At 46.4% G+C, this 20,774-nt stretch carries 19 protein-coding genes and 1 pseudogene; 3 read left to right on the plus strand and 17 right to left on the minus strand.

The window, feature by feature from the left end; all coding sequences use genetic code 11:
* Positions 1-208 precede the first annotated feature (208 nt).
* Positions 209-973, minus strand: coding sequence for a creatininase family protein (locus NC99_RS07430; protein ID WP_053181669.1), 765 nt, complete (start codon positions 971-973; stop codon positions 209-211).
* Between the two features lie 126 nt (positions 974-1,099).
* Between NC99_RS07430 and NC99_RS07435 the strand changes: the two genes are divergently transcribed.
* Positions 1,100-2,224, plus strand: a complete 1,125-nt coding sequence (locus tag NC99_RS07435; protein WP_053181673.1) for a formylglycine-generating enzyme family protein — start codon at positions 1,100-1,102, stop codon at positions 2,222-2,224.
* Positions 2,225-2,663: 439 nt separating this feature from the next.
* Here the strand turns inward: NC99_RS07435 and rprY are convergent, their stop codons facing one another.
* From rprY to NC99_RS07460, 5 genes are all read right to left on the minus strand, one after another.
* Positions 2,664-3,350, minus strand: coding sequence for a response regulator transcription factor RprY (gene rprY, locus NC99_RS07440; protein WP_053181676.1), 687 nt, complete (start codon positions 3,348-3,350; stop codon positions 2,664-2,666).
* Positions 3,310-4,947 carry a sensor histidine kinase gene (locus NC99_RS07445; RefSeq protein ID WP_082326361.1) on the minus strand — a complete coding sequence of 546 codons (1,638 nt, stop codon included), beginning with the start codon at positions 4,945-4,947 and terminating at the stop codon, positions 3,310-3,312. Before NC99_RS07445 ends, rprY begins: the two co-directional genes overlap by 41 nt.
* 352 nt (positions 4,948-5,299) lie before the next feature.
* The gene (gene rnc, locus NC99_RS07450; protein WP_162231170.1) at positions 5,300-6,037 is read right to left on the minus strand and encodes a ribonuclease III; all 738 of its coding nucleotides are present in this window, start codon (positions 6,035-6,037) and stop codon (positions 5,300-5,302) included.
* 4 nt (positions 6,038-6,041) lie between these two features.
* Positions 6,042-7,283 carry a beta-ketoacyl-ACP synthase II gene (gene fabF, locus NC99_RS07455; protein WP_053181684.1) on the minus strand — a complete coding sequence of 414 codons (1,242 nt, stop codon included), beginning with the start codon at positions 7,281-7,283 and terminating at the stop codon, positions 6,042-6,044.
* Positions 7,284-7,303: 20 nt separating this feature from the next.
* Complete coding sequence (locus tag NC99_RS07460) at positions 7,304-7,540, minus strand: acyl carrier protein (RefSeq protein WP_053181687.1); 237 nt, start codon at positions 7,538-7,540, stop codon at positions 7,304-7,306.
* Between the two features lie 188 nt (positions 7,541-7,728).
* Between NC99_RS07460 and purN the strand changes: the two genes are divergently transcribed.
* A complete protein-coding gene (purN, locus tag NC99_RS07465) occupies positions 7,729-8,298 on the plus strand; it encodes a phosphoribosylglycinamide formyltransferase (protein ID WP_053181690.1) in 570 nt (189 codons plus the stop codon).
* Positions 8,299-8,393: 95 nt separating this feature from the next.
* Here purN and NC99_RS07470 read toward each other — a convergent pair whose 3' ends face one another.
* The 9 genes and pseudogenes from NC99_RS07470 to NC99_RS07510 all read right to left on the minus strand — a co-directional run bounded on the left by NC99_RS07470 (position 8,394) and on the right by NC99_RS07510 (position 19,057).
* A complete protein-coding gene (locus NC99_RS07470; protein ID WP_053181693.1) occupies positions 8,394-9,641 on the minus strand; it encodes a M23 family metallopeptidase in 1,248 nt (415 codons plus the stop codon).
* A 1-nt stretch (position 9,642) separates the two neighbouring features.
* The gene (locus tag NC99_RS07475; protein ID WP_053181696.1) at positions 9,643-10,512 is read right to left on the minus strand and encodes a YitT family protein; all 870 of its coding nucleotides are present in this window, start codon (positions 10,510-10,512) and stop codon (positions 9,643-9,645) included.
* A 242-nt stretch (positions 10,513-10,754) separates the two neighbouring features.
* Positions 10,755-13,403, minus strand: a complete 2,649-nt coding sequence (gene leuS / locus NC99_RS07480) for a leucine--tRNA ligase (protein WP_053181699.1) — start codon at positions 13,401-13,403, stop codon at positions 10,755-10,757.
* Between the two features lie 716 nt (positions 13,404-14,119).
* Entirely contained in the window at positions 14,120-15,754 is a 1,635-nt protein-coding gene (gene groL, locus NC99_RS07485) for a chaperonin GroEL (protein WP_053181701.1), read from the minus strand.
* 31 nt (positions 15,755-15,785) lie between these two features.
* Positions 15,786-16,064, minus strand: a complete 279-nt coding sequence (locus tag NC99_RS07490; RefSeq protein ID WP_053181704.1) for a co-chaperone GroES — start codon at positions 16,062-16,064, stop codon at positions 15,786-15,788.
* 267 nt (positions 16,065-16,331) lie between these two features.
* Positions 16,332-16,694 carry a preprotein translocase subunit SecG gene (gene secG, locus NC99_RS07495; RefSeq protein ID WP_053181707.1) on the minus strand — a complete coding sequence of 121 codons (363 nt, stop codon included), beginning with the start codon at positions 16,692-16,694 and terminating at the stop codon, positions 16,332-16,334.
* Positions 16,695-16,705: 11 nt separating this feature from the next.
* A complete protein-coding gene (locus NC99_RS07500; RefSeq protein ID WP_053181711.1) occupies positions 16,706-17,308 on the minus strand; it encodes a hypothetical protein in 603 nt (200 codons plus the stop codon).
* Between the two features lie 29 nt (positions 17,309-17,337).
* A pseudogene (locus tag NC99_RS07505) lies at positions 17,338-17,838 on the minus strand (LptE family protein); the annotation flags it as partial.
* Positions 17,822-19,057: a sigma-54 interaction domain-containing protein gene (locus NC99_RS07510; protein ID WP_053181714.1), complete on the minus strand. Its 1,236-nt coding sequence runs from the start codon at positions 19,055-19,057 to the stop codon at positions 17,822-17,824. The gene NC99_RS07510 and the pseudogene NC99_RS07505, both read right to left, overlap by 17 nt.
* Before the next feature lie 104 nt (positions 19,058-19,161).
* Between NC99_RS07510 and kdsB the strand changes: the two genes are divergently transcribed.
* A complete protein-coding gene (gene kdsB, locus NC99_RS07515) occupies positions 19,162-19,914 on the plus strand; it encodes a 3-deoxy-manno-octulosonate cytidylyltransferase (RefSeq protein WP_053181717.1) in 753 nt (250 codons plus the stop codon).
* A gap of 18 nt (positions 19,915-19,932) precedes the next feature.
* On the opposite strand, the gene NC99_RS07520 is transcribed toward kdsB, so the two are convergent.
* Positions 19,933-20,208 (minus strand): hypothetical protein, encoded by a 276-nt coding sequence (locus NC99_RS07520; protein WP_053181720.1) that lies wholly within the window; start codon positions 20,206-20,208, stop codon positions 19,933-19,935.
* A gap of 55 nt (positions 20,209-20,263) precedes the next feature.
* Entirely contained in the window at positions 20,264-20,701 is a 438-nt protein-coding gene (locus tag NC99_RS07525) for a peptidylprolyl isomerase (protein WP_053181725.1), read from the minus strand.
* Positions 20,702-20,774 lie beyond the last annotated feature (73 nt).

A 20,774-nucleotide genomic window follows, 5' to 3' on the forward strand; every position in this document is an offset into this window, starting at 1 on the left:
ATCCCGACGGAAACAAGAAGCTGGAAATGGACGATACCGTTTACATCATGGGGCGCCCGGAGCAAATTGCCAAGGCCTTTGAATTGTTTGGAAAGGAAGAATTGGAACTGGAAGCGAGTTAGTATCCAGTCTCAGTATCCAGCATCAAGTATCGAGTATCCAGCATCAAGTATCGAGTATCGAGCATCAAGTATCGAGCATCCAGCCCTCACTCATAAATATCGTCTTTTAGGTTGAGTTTGCACAAATCCAGCATAAAACGGCTGTATCGTTCAACCAGGAATTCCATAAAGGCTTTGCCCTTTTCTGCTGTAGCCAAATGCGGAGCGCCAACACCCGTATCCCGGCTTATTTTGCTCCATTGTCTTTCGGTCCAGGCCCAGTTTTCGTTCAGCGCCTGCACTTTAAATTGGCGGCTTTCTCCATTTCCTGCGTCATCGAGTGGCAGAACCAGTTCCGGGTATAAATACATCATCAGGCTGGTTTCCGACTCGTCGGCATGATCACCCGGGATATCAAAAAAATCGTTCCGTTCCGACAGTTTGAACCAGGAGCTGGAACTTATCAGCATGTCGGTATACCGGTAATTTACTTCGCGAATGATTTGTTTGAAATCATTGCCTCCGTGTCCATTCATAATTAATAGCTTGTGGATGCCTTGGCGGTTGAGGCTTTCAACAATATCAAACAAAATTTTGGTTTGGGTTGAAGGATTCAGATTGATGGTCAGCTTAATATCCGACTGGCCGGTGTTTACACCAAAAGGAATGCCAGGCAGCACCACGACGTTTCCTCCTTGCTCATTGGCCTTTTGGGCCGATTCGGCAGCGATGGCCTCCACCTGGTAGTTGTCGGTGGCATAGGGCAAATGGTAATTGTGCGCTTCGGTGGCTCCCCAAGGAAGAACCACCAGATCAACGGCCTGATTTTGGATGGATTTCCAGTTGTTTTCTGCTAATTTGGGCGATTTCATAGCTCTTAATTTTAGATAGCTGAAAGTTAAGAAGTAATCTCTTTTTGAGCAATCCATTTTCTAAATAAGGGTGAAAATAAAACCCTTTGCTTAGGTTGCTGTTTTAAAGGGGTAAATCTATTTTTTATGAAACAGATGATGTTGGTTGTGCTCGTGGGAGTGCTCGTGGGGTGTCAGTCAAAAGTAAAGAAAGAGGAGGTGCAGGAAGCACAGGACAATGACACCACACTAAGTTGTTGTTCAAACCTGCCGAATCGTTTTCAGCAGGCGACCGATCCTGCCGTTCAGTCGGCGGATGATCGGCAAGCCAAGCTGGAAGGCATGGTGCTGATCCCGGAAGGAAGTTTTATCATGGGTGGTGACTCCGAATGGGGAAGGCCCGATGAATTTCCGCATCACAAGGTGAAGCTTTCTGCTTTCTACATGGATATTCATGAAGTCACCAATCAGCAGTTTCAGGATTTTGTTGAGGCCACCGGCTACGTGACTACTGCCGAACGAAAGCCAGATTGGGAAGAAATGAAAAACCAGGTTCCTCCCGGCACGCCCAAACCGCCCGATGAAGTGCTGGTGGCTGCATCGCTGGTCTTTACACCAACCGATGGGCCGGTATCGCTCAACAACCCATCCATTTGGTGGAGCTGGGTGTCGGGAGCCGACTGGCGTCATCCGGAAGGGCCGGGCAGTTCGATCGAGGGAAAAGCGGATTACCCGGTGGTGCATGTCTCGTGGGAAGATGCGGCTGCTTACGCCAACTGGGCGGGCAAACGCCTGCCAACCGAAGCGGAGTGGGAGTATGCCGCGCGTGGAGGGGAGCAGGATGTGGTTTATCCCTGGGGAAAGGAGTTGATTCATGAAGGCAAGGTGAAAGCCAATTCGTGGGACGGCCGGTTTCCATACGACAATCAGGGGAAAGATGGTTTTGTGTTGGCCGCGCCGGTGGGGCAGTACGCGCCCAATGCTTATGGCTTGTACGATATGGGTGGCAATGTGTGGGAGTGGTGCGCCGATTGGTACCGGAACGACTACTATGCAACTTGCGAAAAGCAAGGTGTTGTGACCAATCCGCAGGGGCCCGAAGATTCGCATGATCCAGCTGAGCCTTACGCCCAGAAGAAAGTGACCCGCGGAGGATCGTTTTTATGTAACGACGACTACTGCTCCGGATTTCGGGTGGCGGCACGCATGAAAACAAGTTGGGACACCAGCCTGAATCATACCGGCTTTCGCTGTGTGGTATCGGCTGAGTAAACTGGATGCCGGATGCTTGATGCTGGATGCTTGATGATAGATGATGCGGAGCAAGCGTCGGTCAGTCGATTGCCGGTCGACGAATCACACGGATTACACTCCCTGTTTTTTCTTTCAATGCCGTCAATTCTGATGACAATAACTGGTCGCTGTTCTGTCGCAGGCCATCATTAAATGATGATGCCTCCACTTTTCGCCGGGGAAGCCATCATCAAATAGTCACGCCTCCACTTTTTGCCAGCGAAGCTATGACTAAATGATGACGCCTCCACTTTTTGCCGGGGAAGCCGTCATTAAATGATGATGTCCTCACTTCCTGCAGGGGAAGCCATGATTAAATGATGACGACTTTCTTTTAACAGCTGCAAACTGACAGCCACAAAAAAATCCCAGCCAAATGAATTGACCGGGATTTTACATCTATTGGTATGTTTCGAATTTACATGATGAGTTTGTAGCCTTTGCCGTGTACATTGATGATTTCGACCGAAGGCTCATCCTTCAGGTGTTTACGCAGCTTGGTGATGTAGACATCCATGCTTCGCGCGTTGAAATAGTTGTCATCAATCCAGATGGTTTTTAAGGCGAAATTCCGCTCCAGCACATCGTTGGCATTGTTGCACAGCAGTCGCAGCAGTTCCGACTCCTTGGTGGTCAGTTTTACCGTGTCGCCATCGCTAACCAGGGTTTGTTTACGGTGGTCGAAGATGTACTTCCCGAGCTGGTAGGTTGACTGTTCTGCACCTTTGCTGTCGCTGGTACGTCGCAGAATGGCTTCAATCCGAAAAATCAGTTCTTCCATACTAAAGGGCTTGGTCATGTAATCGTCGGCCCCCATTTTGAAGCCTTCCAACACGTCCTCCTTCAGGTTTTTGGCTGTCAGGAAAATGATGGGGACTTCCGCGTTGATCAGCCGGATGTCTTTTGCCAAGGTCATGCCATCTTTTTTGGGCATCATAATGTCGAGAATACACAGGCTGTACTGATTCTTTTTGAAACCGTTGTAGGCCACTTCGCCGTCGCCATACAAATCGGTATCGTATCCTTTTGCGATTAAATATTCTTTCAATAACAGGCCTAAGTTTTCATCGTCTTCGGCCAATAAAAGTTTTGCTTTTGTTTCCATTTATATTCACATTTAGTGGAAAATAGATCATGAATTTTGTTCCTTTATTTAAGGCGCTCTCCACCTTGATCTTACCTTGGTGCGAGTCTATAATTTTTTTCACATAACTGAGCCCGAGCCCAAAGCCCTTCACATCGTGCACATTGCCTGTGGGAACCCGGTAAAACCGTTCGAAAATTTGATCTTGGTGTTCCTTCGCAATTCCTATGCCATTGTCTTTCACCGAAACGACGACAAAATCTTTTTTATTCTCGGTCTTTACTTCAATGGCTGGCTGGCCTTTGCTGTATTTCATGGCATTATCGAGCAGGTTGAAAATCACATTGGTAATGTGTACTTCGTCGCCCTTGATCTGGTCGTTTTCGGCAGCAATAATCGACTGCAAGGTGCCATCTTTACTTTTGACCCGCAATTCAAAGTTGAGAATGACATTGTTAATCAAGTCGTTTAAATGAACCTCCTTAAACTTGAGTTTCAACCGGCCTTCGTTAAAAACAGCCATTTGCAAAACTTTCTCCACCTGGAAACTCAGGCGTTTGCTTTCTTGCAAAATCACGTTCGACACATGTTCAATGGTCCGCGGTGTATTGCTGATGCTGTTGTCGTGCAGCATTTGGCTGGCCAGCGAAATGGTGGAGATCGGCGTTTTCAGCTCGTGGGTCATGTTGTTGATAAAGTCATTTTTGATGTTTGACAGCTTTTTCTGTTTCAGGATAATGAGGATGGTGTACACAAAAATGCCAATCAGCAGTGCCGTTAATATGGCGGTCGGAATCACCATCAGCCCGGCTTCACGGAGCAGGTAGCTTTGCCGTTTCGGAAAATAAACCGAGAGATAATTGGGTTTGACATCGATTACGTCGTTGGGAAAAAGCAGACTTTTGTACGGCTTTTTGTTTTCAGGATTGAAATCGGTGTTTCCAAAAACTTTCTGCTCTTGTCCTTGCGGATAGGCGTAAATCGCATATTTGTATTCCAGGTTGATGTTTGAGTTTTCAAACTCGCTTTGAAGCGCCCGATCCAGAGTTTGCGAGTTCACCCTTTCTTTGATGGGGAGCTGCGAGAACAGAAATTGGTTTTGAAGGATCCGGTAGTAGTTGGCTTGTTCATTCATCCGCATCTCATATTGCTGACGAATGTAGCCGTCGTAGTCATGAATTTCATCAAAAGCCGAAGGGAAGTCACCTGGCATGCCGCGTTCATTATTGAAAATGGAACTTGAATCGTTATACGAAATGGACAGTTCTTCGCTATAGGTTCCGGTGCTTTTCCGCTGCGAAAAACGAAACGAAATATTCACATCGCTAGGTCCGCTTTGTGAATTATTGGGGGTGTTGGGAAAAATATTGGTTTGCTGATTGTTCCTTGGAAAGATCGAGTTTCTAATGGCCTGCCGGTTGCTTTGTGCCACCAAAAGCGAGGCTTCTTCCATTTCGAGGCGGCGTACCACCTGTCGTATGGCCCGGTTGACTGTTTGATCAAACTGCTCTTCTTTAATCTGAAATGCTTTTTGAATCGAGTTGGTTTGAACAGCAATCAAACTGGTCATCACAATGGCCATGATTACAATTAGAAAAATGATCACTCTTCTACTCATGAATACAAAGATAAACTTTAAGGAATAGGGTAATTCGCTGCTTAACAATATTTAACATTGGTGCTGTTTGCTGTCGATCGAATTCATTTGAATAGGAAATTCTTAACAGGCTTTAACATTTGTTAGCAAGGCAGTTATCCGCACATCCGTATATTTGTAATCTGTAAATGTATAACATTCATTTGCAGAAAAAAGGTTTAACTGAGTTTTTTTACAAGGTGAATTTAGGTTTTGGTTTTTAAAAGCGGAGTTGAGAAGCTCCGCTTTTTGTTTGCCGCCAGTTTTTCGTGAAGTCGCTGCCGGTTATCGGGCAGTAATTCAGTCGTTGAAAACCAAGTTTGGACTGGGCTTCCTACGCTTTAAGTTCTTCCAGTTTAATCAAGGCAGCTTTCGATGCGTTTTGCTGGGCTTCTTTTTTCGAGTTGCCCTGGCCTTTGCCAAGCACCTTTTTTTCCACGGTAATGGTTGAAAGGAAAAACGGCTGGCGGTTGTCACCCGTGCTTTTCTCAGTGGTGTCGAAGTTGATCTCTTTTTTATTTTTCTGGCTCCACTCAATCAACTGGCTTTTGTAGTTGGTGTTGGTGTTTTGAATTTCATCCAAATTAACTTGTTGCAAGAGTAGTTTGCGGGTAATAAACTGCCGGGTAACCTGGTAACCCTTGTCAAGGTAAAGGGCCCCGATAATGGCTTCGAGAGCATCGCCGTAGATGTGGCTGCTTTCACCGGCATTGTTGGTATTCGACTGGATGTAATAATTCAGGCCAACCTGGAAAGTCAGCTCTGTGAGAAAAGTTCGGTTAACCAGTTTCGATCGCATTTGGGTGAGGAATCCCTCGTCCATGTTGGGAAAGCGGTTGTATAAAAATTCGGCGATGACCGCACCCAGAATGGCATCGCCCAAATATTCCAAACGCTCGTTATTGACCCAGTTGCCCTGCGAGTCGGTTTTTGACGCCGACCGATGGGTTAGTGCTGTTTCATAAAGCTTTAAGTTGTTTGGACTGCTGTTGAATAAAGCTTTTAAAAACAAATAAAACTCTTTTCTCGGTGAAGAAAAGAGTTTTATTTTGTGTGCGATATTTCTAATCACTTGATCAGTATTTCTTAAAAATAACTGTCGCATTGTGACCTCCAAAACCGAAGGTGTTGCTCAACGCGTAATTAATTTCACGCGCTTTCGCTTTTCCAAAGGTAAAATCGAGTTTACTGTCAATCTCTGGATCATCAGTAAAATGATTGATTGTTGGAGGAATAATTCCATGTTTGATGGCCAGGATGGACGCGATGCCTTCAACAGCACCGGCTGCACCCAAAAGGTGTCCTGTCATCGATTTTGTGGAACTAATGCTTAATTTATAAGCATGATCGCCAAAACATTTTTGAATTGCTTTTGGCTCTGCAATATCTCCGAGTGGAGTAGAGGTACCGTGAACATTGACATAGTCAATATCTTCCGGTTTTATGCCGGCATCTTCCAAAGCCCATTTCATGACTAAAGTAGCGCCTTTGCCGTCAGGATCAGGGGCAGTCATGTGGTAAGCGTCAGCAGACATTCCCCCACCGGCCACTTCTCCATAAATTCTGGCGCCACGTTTTACAGCATGTTCATACTCCTCAAGAATGAGGGCGCCTGAACCTTCGCCCATGACAAAACCATCGCGGTCTTTATCAAACGGACGGGATGCTGTTTTGGGGTCATCATTTCTGGTAGAAAGTGCACGCATGGAATTGAAACCACTTAAACCGGCTTCGTTGATTGCTGCTTCTGATCCACCTGTGATAAACAGGTTGGCTTTGCCCATGCGGATGTAATTGAAGGCTTCAATGATCGCATGAGATGCCGAGGCACAAGCAGAAACTGTTGTGAAGTTGGGGCCTCTGAATCCGTAGCGGATGGAGACCAGACCTCCGGCAATGTTGGCAATCATCTTCGGAATAAAGAACGGATTGAATTTGGGGCGATGAACATCGTAGGCACGGGCTTCTTCAAAAAAGGTTTGAAGTCCTCCAATACCAGCTCCCCAAATCACTCCGGCACGATCTTTATCGACAGTTTCCAGGTCGATACCTGAATCTTCGATAGCTTGTTGCGCAGAGGCATAAGCATACAAAGTATAGAGGTCGTGCTTGCGCACTTCTTTTTTCTCTACATAAATTGTAGGATCAAAGTTCTTTACTTCGCATGCAAACTGAGTTTTTTGCAGTTCAACATCGAATTTTGTAATTCGATCGGCTGCGCTGACTCCGTTTTTTAGCCCCTCCCAATACTCCTCAATAGAATTACCAAGCGGGTTTACGGTTCCAAGTCCGGTTATAACTACCCGTTTAAATTCCATAAATGTTTAATTCAAATTTATTACTTTACGTTTGCCTCGATGTGCGAAATCGCTTCACCAACTGTTGAAATCTTCTCAGCTTGATCGTCTGGAATAGCCAAATCAAACTCTTTTTCAAACTCCATAATCAATTCAACAGTATCAAGCGAGTCGGCACCTAAGTCATTTGTGAATGAAGCTTCGTTAGTCACTTCACTTTCGTCAACGCCCAATTTGTCGACAATAATTGCTTTAACTTTACCTGCAATGTCAGACATAGTTCTAATTTTAAGTTAATATTCAATTTTGTTTTTAAAAAATCCGGTGCAAAGTAATAAATTTACCCAAAATATATCAAAGAAAAATCGAAATAAATAGCTGTTTTGGGCTGTAAGTTATTGATTATCTAAACTATATTTGAACGTGCGAGTCTATTATTCTAAAATAAATCAGAATTGAAAATAACATGAAGAAAATTGCCATTTTTGCCTCAGGATCAGGAACTAACGCTCAAAATATCATCGAGTATTTTCAAGGTAACCGGCACGTGATTGTTGACTCATTGTGGTCGAATAACGAAAATGCCTACGCATTGATCCGTGCTGAGAAGCTTGGCGTTGAGTCGTTTACATTCACGCGTGATGAGCTTTATCATAGTGTTGATGTGTTGGAGGAGCTGGCCGAGCGAAAGATTGATATGATTGTGTTGGCTGGCTTCCTTTGGCTGGTCCCAAAATCGCTGACAGAAGAGTTTACGGTTATAAATATACATCCGGCGCTTTTACCCAAGTATGGGGGAAAGGGCATGTATGGGAATTTTGTGCACGAAGCGGTTGTAAAGAACAAAGACAAAGTTTCGGGGATTACCATACATTATGTGAATGAACGTTACGATGAAGGTCATATTATTTTTCAGGCCAGGTGTGATCTGGATCAGGGAGACAAAGCTGACGATGTGGCCGCGAAAGTACACCAGCTGGAGTACGAACATTATCCCCGGGTGATTGAGGAAGTGTTGTTTGCGGACGAAGAATAGGCAAGCTCTAAGGTGCTTAAAAGCCCGGATCCGATTGATGTACAATTGCGATCCGGGCTTTTGATTATTTTTTGCGCCCTTTTTTTTACTGTCGTTTATTCCTGAAAAGGAATCAGGCTCAATTGGGTGGTCAGCGAATCTTTTAAGGTGGTAAAAGCCGTCAGGTTGTCTTCGTGAATGGGCTCAACGGGTGGTGCTTCCACTTTCAAGGGATCCATCGGCGAGCCGTTGCGGAACACCCGAAAGTCGAGGTGCGGACCAGTCGATAAACCAGTCGATCCGACATAGCCAATAACTTGACCTTGCTTTACGCGGGTGCCGGTGGCAATTCCTTTGGCAAAACCATGCAGGTGCATGTAGCAAGTGGTGTACACCGAGTTGTGCTTGATGTACAGGTAGTTTCCGCCGCCAGCCCGTTGATAGCCTTTGCGGGTCACCACGCCATCGCCAATGGTGCGAACTGGTGTTCCGGTTGGAGCGGCATAGTCGATACCATGATGTGGACGTCTGATTTTCAATACCGGGTGATAGCGACTGTTTGAAAAGCGGCTGCTGATGCGAGAGAATTCCAGTGGTGATTTCAGAAAAGCTTTTTTCAGACTATTCCCTTCTTGGTCGAAATAGCTCAATGAACTGTCTTGTTCAAACTGAAAAGCATAGAAGTCCTGGTTCATATGTTGAAACTGGCAGGCGTAAATTTCGCCAACTCCGATGGAGATGGAATCGACATACATTTCTTCATAAATTACTCGGAACTGGTCGTTGCGCTGAATGCCATAGAAATCGATCGTCCATTGGTAAATGTCAGAAAGTTTAATTGCCAGTACCGGATTAATATCGTTGTCCTGCATGGTGTTCCACAGCGACGATTTAATGGTGCCCGACGCCGTTTTCAGTTCGGTAGTAATGGGTTTTTGCCCGGTATAAATATGCAGGGAGTCCTGCAATTCATAAACGACATAATCCGTATTGTCGATTTCATACACAAAATAGGCCGGCGTTTGCAGGCTGTCATTCTTCAGAAAAAAATGATAGTGGTTGTTGTGTTTAATTCTACGGACGTCGAATATTGGTTTTGATTTTCGCGCCAGTTGGTCGATGGTTTGGTAGGAGATATTCTTTTTGACCAAAATGTCGGACAAGTTCTCGTTGCGCAGGATTGGTGCCGTTTCAACGGTGAAGGAATCAACCGGAAGGCCAAATAGCAGCACAGGCTCGGGGATGGGAAGGGGTTCGGGTTCGGGAACCTTTTCGGGTTTTGGTTCCGGCGGACGAATCGCAAACACCAAGATCAAACTAATAGCGGCCAGTAAAAAAACAACTTCTGCAATATATTTCTTCATACTAAATTCTCATCTTATCAAACCCTTGGCCGTAAACTCCCATAACACTTCCCATGGAAATAAAGGCTTCCGGGTCAATCTCTTTCAATTTTCTAAAAATCAGGCTGGATTCCCGTTTGCGGACAACGGTCATCACGACTTTCACATTTTCTTTGGTGTACCAACCTGTTCCATCCAGAACAGTAACGCCCCGACTGACATTTTTATTGATGTAATCGGCAATTTCTTCAAAATTCCTCGAAAATATAAAAATTTGGGCAGAAGCATTCGCTCCATTTAAAAAAGCATCGATGGTATAGGAAACCACCCACATGGAAACGTAGCCATACACCAGCTTTCCGGGCGATTGAAAAACAAAGTAGCTGGAAGCAATGATAATCACATCGCAATACATGATGACGCGTCCCGGGCTGATGTTGCGGTATTTGTTGATGATCATGGCGATGATATCGGTGCCGCCGGTGCTACCTCCGCGCGTAAACACAATTCCAATTCCCACACCCCCCATCATGCCACCCAGGGCAGCCGACAAGAAGGTGTCGTCAATTAGCGGCTCTTTTAGCAGGCCGGGTGTAAGCCAAAACAGAACCGTTGCCACCAGCATGCTGAAAATGGTTTTGATGCCAAAGCTGGCTCCCAACACCTTGATGGCGATCAGGATCAGGAAAACATTGATGACGAAGTAGGAGACGGCCACCGGGATGTGCGTGGAGTAAAAAATAACGGCTGACAAACCGCTAATCCCGCCACCGGTAATTTCGGCAGGAATCAGAAAGATGGTCCAGGAAAGCACGTAGAGGGCCATTCCGAAGGCGATGACGACGTAATCGGTCAGCGTCGTTTTTAGTTTTGTTTTGTGTTCGTTTGTCATCTTGTTTTCAAGTTAACCAATTGCCATTTCTAGTTTTCATTTCTTTCCCGCTGTGGGTGAAATTGGCTGCAAAAGAAGACCTTTAAAAATTGAAAAGAATGGATAAAAGTCATCGGTTGACCGTTTAACGTAAATTTCACATTGGGGCTTGAAAGGGGAGGTGGGTGGTGATGGCCTACATAAAAAAAGATGGCCCCTGCAAGCAAGAGCCATCTTTTGTATGGGTGGTAATAAAAATCGAATTACAGCACGACGTTGATAATCTTCTTCGGAACGTAAATCACCTTCTTCGGTGTTTTTCCATCGAGCCATTTTTGGGCTAGCTCGTTTGTAAGCACCGCTTTTTCAACTTCATCTTTCGGAAGGTCGAGTGGCAGTTCCAGTTTGAAGCGCATTTTCCCGTTGAACGATACCGGGTATTCATGGGTATCTTCCACCAACAGGCTTTTATCGGCAACAGGCCAGGGCTCATAAGCCAGCGATTTGGGGTTACCGTATTGGTTCCAAAGCTCTTCGGCCAGGTGAGGCGCATAGGGCGATAGAATTTTGGCAAAGGTTTCAGCCGTTGACTTGGTCACTTTTCCTTTTTTAATACAGAGGTTGTTGAAAACCATCAAAGCCGAAATGCCGGTGTTGAATTTCAGGTTTTCAATGTCATCACCCACTTTCAGGATGGTTTGTTGTAGTAATTTCAATACTTCGCTATCTTCCTCGCTTTCCACAATGTTCTCCGGATTAGCAAAAAAGCGGTGTGCCCGGCTCAAAAATCCAAACACGCCTTTCACACCATTTTCGGCCCAGGGCTTGGTGTCATCCAGTGGGCCCATAAACATTTCGTATAAGCGCAAGGCATCGGCGCCGTATTTTTCAACCACATCATCAGGGTTGATCACATTCTTCAGCGATTTGGACATCTTGGCCACAATTTGCCGCAGTTCTTCGCCGGTTTGTGTATGAAAATATTTTCCGTCTTTTTCTTCAACCAAATCCGAAGCAACCTTGGCACCGGTTTGTGTTTCGTAGGCAAAGGCCAGAATCATACCCTGGTTGAACAGTTTTTTGAAAGGCTCGTCGGTTGAAACCACGCCCAAATCGAACAGCACCTTGTGCCAGAAACGCGAGTACAGCAGGTGAAGCACGGCGTGTTCGGCACCCCCGATATACAGATCAACCGGCATCCAGTAGTTTTCCAACTTCGGATCGAAAATTTGCTCATCATTTTTCGGGTCGATGTAGCGCAGGAAGTACCAGCACGAACCCGCCCATTGTGGCATGGTGTTGGTTTCGCGTCGTCCTTTGCGGCCGTTTTCATCCACCACGGTCAGCCAATCGGTGGCATTGCCCAGTGGCGACTCGCCACCTTCGCCCGGTTCAAATTTTTCCAGATCGGGCAAGGTCACGGGCAGGTTGTCGTCTAAAGTGACCTCGCCATCTTCCCAGTGAATGACAGGGAAAGGTTCTCCCCAGTAGCGCTGGCGGCTAAACAGCCAGTCGCGCAGCTTAAAGTTGGTGGTGGCTTTTCCAATGCCTTTTTCTTCGAGCCAAGCGGTAATTTTGGCAATGCCCTGTTTTTTGTTTAGCCCATTGAGGTCGATACCTGTTTGGTCGCTTGCCGAGTTGATGTAGGCGCCGTCTTCGGTCCAGCAGGCTTGGCCGGCCAGCACTTTTTCGCGGGTTTCTTCGTCCGCATTTTTGGGGTCCAGAATGCAAACAATCGGTATTTGAAATTTCTCAGCGAACTCGAAGTCGCGGGTGTCATGTGCCGGAACAGCCATAATGGCACCGGTTCCATAGCCCATCAAGACGTAGTCGGCCACCCAAATCTGAATTTTATTTCCGTTGACCGGGTTGATGGCGTAGCGGCCGGTAAACACGCCGGTTTTATCCTTCGCGAGTTCCGTTCTGTCCAGGTCTGATTTCAGAGAAGCCGCCTGGGTGTATTTTTTCACCTCTTCTTTTTTCTCGTCAGCCACCAAGGCGTCAAGCATCGGATGCTCGGGCGAAACCACCATGTAGGTTGCGCCAAACAAAGTGTCGGGGCGGGTGGTGTACACACGCAGTTTTTGGCTCACACCTTCCACTTCAAAGTCAACTTCTGCTCCGGTTGATTTGCCGATCCAGTTTTTTTGCATGTCTTTTACGCCTTCGGGCCAGTCCAGTTCGTCCAGGCCTTCGAGTAAGCGTTGCGCGTAATGTGGAATACGAAGCAGCCATTGTTTCAGGTTTTTGCGAATCACCTGGTGTCCGCACTTTTCGTGCGCACCATCCGATAGCACTTCCTCGTTGGCGCAAACCGTTTTGCAGTTTTCGCACCACCACACCTGGGCGTTGTCGTAATAAGCCAGTCGTTTCTTGCTGATGTATTCGTTTATTGCTGAATCGCCTTCGGCTTGAATTTCGTCGGGGATGGGAAGCTCGCTGATCGGACGGCCTTTGCCCTGCTCATAATCAAACCAGGTGTTGTACAGCTTGGTGAAAATCCACTGGGTCCATTTGAAATATTTGGGATCGGTGGTATTGATCTCGCGGTCCCAGTCGTAGCTCAGGCCCAGGGTTTTTATTTGTCGCCGGAAATTATCGCAGTTTTTGTTGGTTGTCACTGCCGGGTGCGTGCCGGTTTGAATGGCGTATTGCTCGGCGGGCAGTCCAAAGGCGTCCCAACCCATGGGGTGCAGCACGTTAAACCCGTTCATCCGCTTGTAGCGGCTAATGATGTCCGTTGCGGTGTATCCTTCGGGATGCCCCACATGTAAGCCCGATCCTGACGGGTAAGGAAACATGTCGAGAATGTAATATTTGGGCTTCGAAAAGTCGTTTTCGGTTTTGAAGGTTTTGTTTTCTTCCCAGTGGGCTTGCCATTTTGGCTCAATATCCCAAAATTTGTATTCCATGGTGATGGTTGATTAAAAGCGTTTTAAAACTGAGCGGCAAAGATAGGAAAATATGGGGACAGTTGGTCAGTCGCAGTGATCAGTCTCAGTATTCAGTGGCTGGACATGGAAGACAGGAAGATGTGAAAATGAGCGGGTGAGAAAAATGAGATTGGCTCCTCTTCTCAAATTCACCTTTTCTCGTGACGATGAACTTCGTTTAGACAACACGTCAAGGTATTGAATTTGTAAGTAAGATAAATGTGTTTGTTTTTAAGGGATTACAAAATCCCGGGTTATATTGGCCCGGATGACATATCCCGAATGATGAATTGATCCCTTCTTTTGAAATTCTGAAAAAACTGCGGCCAGCTTTCTTGTTTTCTGCCAAATTCAAGAAAATCTGCGGCCAGCTTTCTTGTTTTGCATTGAGTTCAAGAAAATCTGCGACCAGCTTTCTTGTTTTGCATCGAATTCAAGAAAATCTGCGGCCGGAAAGAAGGATGACCGCCCAAGCGACCTCTCCTAAAATAGCTAGACTGATTTACACTTTGTCCTTGCTAAGTGTAGATGGTTATTTCACATCTGTCGGGGTACGGATATGTTTAATTTTTGCCACGAACATGAAGTGATCCTGTTCTTCCTTTGAGTATAAAAAAAAGACAGCGCACCAAAATGATGCGCTGTCTTTATTTTTCAGATTCATGTACAATCTTTTTTCAGAAGGTGTGGCTTGATTACATCATGCCGCCCATTCCGCCGCCCATTGGAGGCATAGCAGGAGCTGGGTGATCTTCTTTTTCTTCAACCAGTACACACTCGGTAGTCAGGAACATGCCGGCAATTGATGCGGCATTTTCCAATGCGACGCGTGTCACTTTGGCTGGGTCAATCACACCTGTTTCGTACAAGTTTTGGTACTCATCAACACGGGCATTGTAACCAAAGTCGCCTTCGCCTTCGCGTACTTTTTGTACCACTACGGCACCTTCTTTTCCGGCGTTGGTCACAATTTGGCGCAACGGCTCTTCGATGGCGCGTTTGATGATTTCAATTCCGGTAGTTTCATCCTCGTTTTCGCCTGTTAAACCGTCTAGCGAGCTAATGGCGCGGATGTAAGCCACACCACCACCAGGAACAATACCTTCCTCAACGGCAGCACGGGTTGCGCTCAGTGCATCGTCCACACGGTCTTTCTTTTCTTTCATTTCAACTTCGGAAGCGGCACCAACATACAGGACGGCCACACCACCTGCCAACTTGGCCAGACGTTCCTGCAATTTCTCGCGGTCATAGTCTGATGTGGTTGATTCGATCTGGCGTTTGATCATGCCAACACGCGACTTGATGGCTTCATCTTCGCCTGCGCCGGCAACCACTGTTGTGTTTTCTTTGTCAACGGTAATTTTCTCTGCCTGACCGAGCATTTCCAAAGTGGTGTCTTCCAGTTTCATCCCTTTTTCTTCGGTAATCACAGTTCCACCAGTCAGGATGGCCAGGTCTTCCAGCATTTCTTTACGACGGTCGCCAAATCCGGGAGCTTTTACGGCACACACTTTCAATGATCCGCGTAAACGGTTAACAACCAGCGTGGCCAGTGCTTCACCGTCAACATCTTCTGCAATAATCATCAGCGGACGTCCGCTTTGGGCTGTTTGTTCCAAAACAGGAAGCAGGTCTTTCATGGTGCTGATCTTTTTGTCGTGGATCAGGATGAAAGGATTTTCAAGGCTGGCTTCCATTTTTTCGGTATCCGTTACAAAGTAAGGTGAGATGTAACCGCGGTCGAATTGCATACCTTCCACAACGTCGACATAAGTCTCTGTTCCTTTGGCTTCTTCAACGGTGATCACCCCTTCTTTGTGTACTTTTTCCATGGCCTCGGCAATCAGCGAACCGATTTCTTCGTCGCCGTTGGCCGAAACTTTAGCAACCTGCTTGATTTTATTGTAGTCGTCGCCAATGTTTTGGGCTTGTGATTGGATACTTTCAACGACCTTGCGAACGGCTTTGTCGATTCCGCGTTTCAGGTCCATGGGGTTGGCACCTGCGGTTACGTTTTTTACACCTACATTAACAATTGACTGTGCCAAAACGGTGGCGGTAGTTGTTCCGTCTCCGGCGTCGTCACCTGTTTTGCTGGCTACTTCTTTTACCATTTGAGCGCCAATATTGGCATAGGCATCGGGAAGTTCAATTTCTTTAGCGACAGTTACACCGTCTTTTGTGATTTGAGGAGCACCAAATTTTTTCTCAATAACCACATTGCGTCCTTTCGGCCCCAGGGTCACTTTCACGGCATCAGCCAGTTGATCAACTCCTTTTTTTAGCAACTCTCTTGCTTCGACATCGAATTTAATTTCTTTTGCCATTGGTATTCTTTTTTAAGATTTTCAGTTTCAATTAAACAATGTATAAAACATCAGTTTGCGACATCAACAAGTAATCTTTCCCGTCGATGTTCAACTCTGTGCCGGAATATTTCCCGTAAAAAACAGTATCACCAGCTTTCAGTTCCATGGGTTCGTCTTTTTTTGCGGCACCCACCAAAACCACCTGGCCAACTTGTGGCTTTTCTTTTGCTGAATCAGGAATAATAATTCCACTCGCTGTTTTTGTTTCTGCTTCCTTTGGTTGAACCAGGATTTTACCTGCAAGGATTTTACCTTTTAAATCTGCCATTTTTTGAATTATTTTTAGTTAGACATATTTTTTTATTGACACCCTTGTCTATCGAATTGTATGCCAAAGCTGCTTACCCAATGATTGGAAGGTGAATTGAGACATTTTTTCCTTTTTCGGCATAGGAAAAGAAGCAGAAGTTTACTCTAGTGTTTGTTTTTCAGGGGATTAAAGCTGTATGACAGCTGCGTTTGCAACCTGACAATTGGGCATAAAAAAACCACCCGGCTTCGAGTGGTTTTGTATCGTATGCGTTCAATCGTTTTTTTATTCGGCCGGTGCTTCTTCGGCAGGTGCTTCTTCTTGCCCTTGTTCAGGTGCTGTCATCGGAAAGTCGGGAACAGCGCTGGGGTCAACGGCATTTTCAATTTGATTTTGAATGGCAGAGCGGTTAATATCTTCAGCCGATCGTGGGATAAATGCGCTTCCTAAAACAGAAAACAACAGCAGTGCTCCGGCTAAAAACCAGGTTGCTTTTTCCAGGAAATCGGTTGTTTTCCGAACCCCCATGATTTGATTTGAGGATTGAAAGTTGCTTGCCAAGCCACCACCTTTGGAGTTTTGTACCAAAACAATCAGGATCAAAAGTGCACAGGTGATAAAGATTAAAACGGTTATTAGCGTGTACATGATATGCTTTATTAATTCATTAATTTTTTTAATTTCTCAATCTGACCGGCAAAGTAAGTACTTTTTTCCGGAAATTTCAAACTTAAATTTTCATAGGCCTCAATGGCTTTTTGATAATGTTTTTGCTGGGCGTAAATTCTGGCAAGAGTCTCAGTAACAAGTGAATGATCTGCTTTTTCTTCTGGTTCGTGTTTCACCGGCGCTTCTACTTCATCCAGTACTTTTTTGGCTTCTTTTTTCCGAATCGACCGAATCAGGTCAATTAAGCTCTCTTCGCGATCTTCTTTTCGCTCGCTTAGCTGGTAAAAGCCTGGAGTCATGTATTCTTTCACCAGCGGATCTTCGTCGGCCAAAACATCTGGTAACGCGCCGGCTGCCATTTCTTCCCGATGTAAAAAATGGTACAGCTTGCGCCGGTCGCCAATCCTGATGGCCCCTTTTTGCAGGTAGCTGTCAAACTCCGGATGATCGAGCATCTTCAGGTTTTTGAGCAGCAGGATCCAGGCCGCTTGAAAAGTGGGGTAGCCTTCCACCAGCTTCTTAAGCTCAGGCAAGCTGTCCTCGTTCAGTTTCTCCGGATGATTCAGGTAGTTGTAAAATGTTTCTTTTTGCATTACCAGTTCGCAATCGACGCGTTAAAAATATCATCGGTTAATTTCTCCAGAATCAGCACCACCAATTCATCTTCCACACTGCTTAAAATCTGGTTGCTGTCAAAGTCTTCGTATGCCGAGAATGTTTTTTCCCAGTCCTCGTCCGGATTGGTGTTGTTGGTGTATTTTACCTTCACCGAAACCGTCAGGCGGGTTTGTGCGGCCAGGTCGCCTTCGGAGATGTTCATCGGGCGGGTATCGTAGCCGGTAATCTGGCCTTCAAACTCCAGATCGCCGCCTTCTTCCTGTTGGTTGAGCGAAGTTTGTCGCAGCAGTTTGTCCTGCAGCGCTTCGGTCATTTGCTGGCTCAGGTTGGGGTTGATGAGCCTTGCCCGGTTGGGGAAATAGTAGACCGAAAATGTCTTCACCTCGGGTGAGATGGAAGCTCCTGTAAACGAGTAGGACACCTTGCAACTTTGAAACAATCCATGTCCTGCCAAACTGATCAGAACAAGCAGCAAGATGCTTTTGAGGCTATTTATTGATGTCATATTCTTTGATTTTTCGATAGAGGGTTCGCTCTGAAATGCCCAGCTCCTGGGCAGCGTACTTGCGTTTTCCGTTGTGTTTTTCGAGGGCTTTTTTGATTAATTCAACTTCTTTGTCTTCCAAAGAAAGTGATTCTTCAACAAATTCTTCGGTATCCTGAATGTTTTCCCGATCAATCGGATCGTTGTACGGAATGGGCGACTGGGCTTTGCGTTCGGGTGTGATGGTACTTTCGTCTCCCTGATAAATTTTTCGGATGATTTGGGCATTATCCGAATGAAATCCCGGACGGTCGGCACCATCAACCATCAGGTCGTGTACCAGCTTTTTCAGGTCGTTCATGTCTTTTTTCATGTCGAAAAGCACCTGGTACAGGATTTCCCGTTCGTTGGCAAATGTTTTCTCATCAATTCCTTTGTACAGGGCAGGCAAGTGATTCATGGCACTGGGAAGATAGCCCCGCATGGCCTGGCCGTCGATGTTTCGGTTTTGCTCGATGATCGATATTTGCTCGGTAATATTTTTTAGCTGGCGCACGTTTCCCGGCCAGTCGTAATTGGTCAGTACCGCCTGCGCTTCATCGTCGAGGCGGATGGGTGGCATCCGGTAGCGTTCGGCAAAATCGAGGGCAAACTTACGGAACAGCAGGAAAATGTCTTCCTTGCGGTCGCGCAGGGGCAGCACACGAATGGGGACAGTATTAAGCCGGTAGTATAAGTCTTCGCGAAACTTCCCGTCCTGAATGGCCACGGGGATGTCAACATTGGTGGCCGCCACAACCCGTACGTTGGTTTTCAGAACCTTGGAAGAACCTACCTTCATAAATTCGCCGGCTTCGAGCACGCGCAACAAACGAACCTGCGTAGAAAGCGGCAGCTCGCCAATTTCATCCAGGAAAATGGTCCCTCCGTCGGCCTCCTCGAAATAACCTTTGCGATCGGATAGTGCGCCGGTGAAAGCCCCTTTCTCGTGTCCGAAAAGTTCCGAATCAATGGTCCCTTCCGGGATGGCGCCGCAGTTTACCGCAATGTACTTGCCGTGTTTACGTGCTGAAAATTGATGTATGATTTGGGGGAACGCTTCTTTCCCGGTTCCACTTTCACCCGTAATTAAAACCGATAAGTCTGTTGGCGCAACTTGCACGGCGACTTCGATGGCCCGATTGAGCCCGGTGGCATTCCCAATAATTCCAAAACGTTGTTTTATTTCCTGAACATCCATATTTTTACTGCTGAATTTTCAACTGACAAAGTTACAATTTTAACGATTAAAGCCTTTGTTTTTGTTGTGTAAGAATAACGAAGGGTTTAAATAATTTACCAACTATGAAGTTTATCGGTATTATTCCTGCCCGCTTTGCATCCACACGTTTTCCGGGTAAACCCTTGGCCATATTGAATGGTAAGCCCATTATTCAGCATGTGTACGAAAATGCGGCCAAAGGGCTGGATGCTGTTTGGGTGGCAACAGACAATAGCCGGATTGCACAAGCCGTAAGCAATTTTGGCGGACAGTTTGTCATGACCCGCGAAGATCATCCAAGCGGTACCGACCGATGTGCGGAGGCGGCACAACTGTTGTCGGCTGAACATGATTTTGAGGTGGTGATCAATATCCAGGGCGATGAACCCTTCGTTCGTCCGGAGCAGATTAATGCGCTGAAGTCGTGTTTTGCAGATCCGAAAACGGAGATTGCCACCTTGGTGAAAGTCATTGAATCGGCCGAGGTGCTGTTCAACCCCAACCGGCCCAAAGTGGTGGTTGGAAAGGATCAGCAGGCGCTGCTATTTAGTCGTGAGGCCATTCCGCATATTCGCGGGGCGGCCAAAGAAAACTGGCTAGCTGAGCACGAATTTTACAGTCACCTGGGCATGTATGCCTACCGGAAAGATATTTTGCAGCAACTTACCCAGCTGTCTCCGTCGAAGCTGGAGCTGGCGGAATCGTTGGAGCAATTGCGCTGGATCGAAAGCGGCTTCCGCATTAAGGTTGCCCAAACCCGCTTTGAAAGCATTGGCATTGACACGCCTGAAGATTTGGAGGCCGCCCGCCAGTTTCTGGAAAACCAACAGTCTTAAATTGGAGTTCCGGAAAAACTATCGGCTTAGGAAATAGATGGCTACCGCAAGGCCAACCAGGGCGATTGCCCATATGAAGACGGTGATTCGTCTTTCTCTTTTTTTCTTCGATTTTAGTTTTGTGCGAAACCGGGCGAGTTCTTTCGGTGTGGCTTCTTTAAAATGGAGCTGTTTATGGCTGTAGTTTTCCTTCGACGAGTTTTTATCGAAAATCTTTCGTCGGTTTTTTAACAGGATGCGATTGCTTCGAAGCGCCTGCATCATGGCTGCTATGGCTGCACCTCCACCTCCCATATTTTAAGTTGAAAAACGGATTGGACAAGCGAACCCATCCAATCCGCTGAATTCATTAGGATTCTGAAATCACAATTTTCTCGATGGTGTCGCCCTGACGAATGGCATCAATGACCTCCAGACCTTCGTACACTTTGCCAAAGCAGGTGTGGTTGCGGTCGAGGTGAGCTGTGTTTTCGCGGCTGTGGCAAATAAAAAATTGCGACCCACCGGTGTTTCTTCCCGCATGCGCCATCGACAGCACACCGCGGTCGTGATACTGATTATCGCCGTCCAGTTCGCACTTAATTTGATAGCCCGGACCACCGGCACCCGTTCCGTCGGGGCATCCACCCTGGATGACAAAATTGGGGATGACGCGGTGAAAAGTCAGTCCGTCGTAGAAACCTTCTTCTGAAAGTTTGACAAAGTTGGCCACTGTTCCGGGGGCGTCTTCTTCATAAAAGTTAACTTTCATGACTCCCTTGTTGGTATGAATTTCTGCTTGTTTCATTTTTTTTGATTTTACAATTCAGCTGCAAAAGTACGTTTTTCGTTTCTATTTCCCGTGAACTGGTTTTGTGTGC

Origin of the sequence: Sunxiuqinia dokdonensis (assembly GCF_001270965.1) — a bacterium.
Lineage (GTDB): Bacteria > Bacteroidota > Bacteroidia > Bacteroidales > Prolixibacteraceae > Sunxiuqinia > Sunxiuqinia dokdonensis.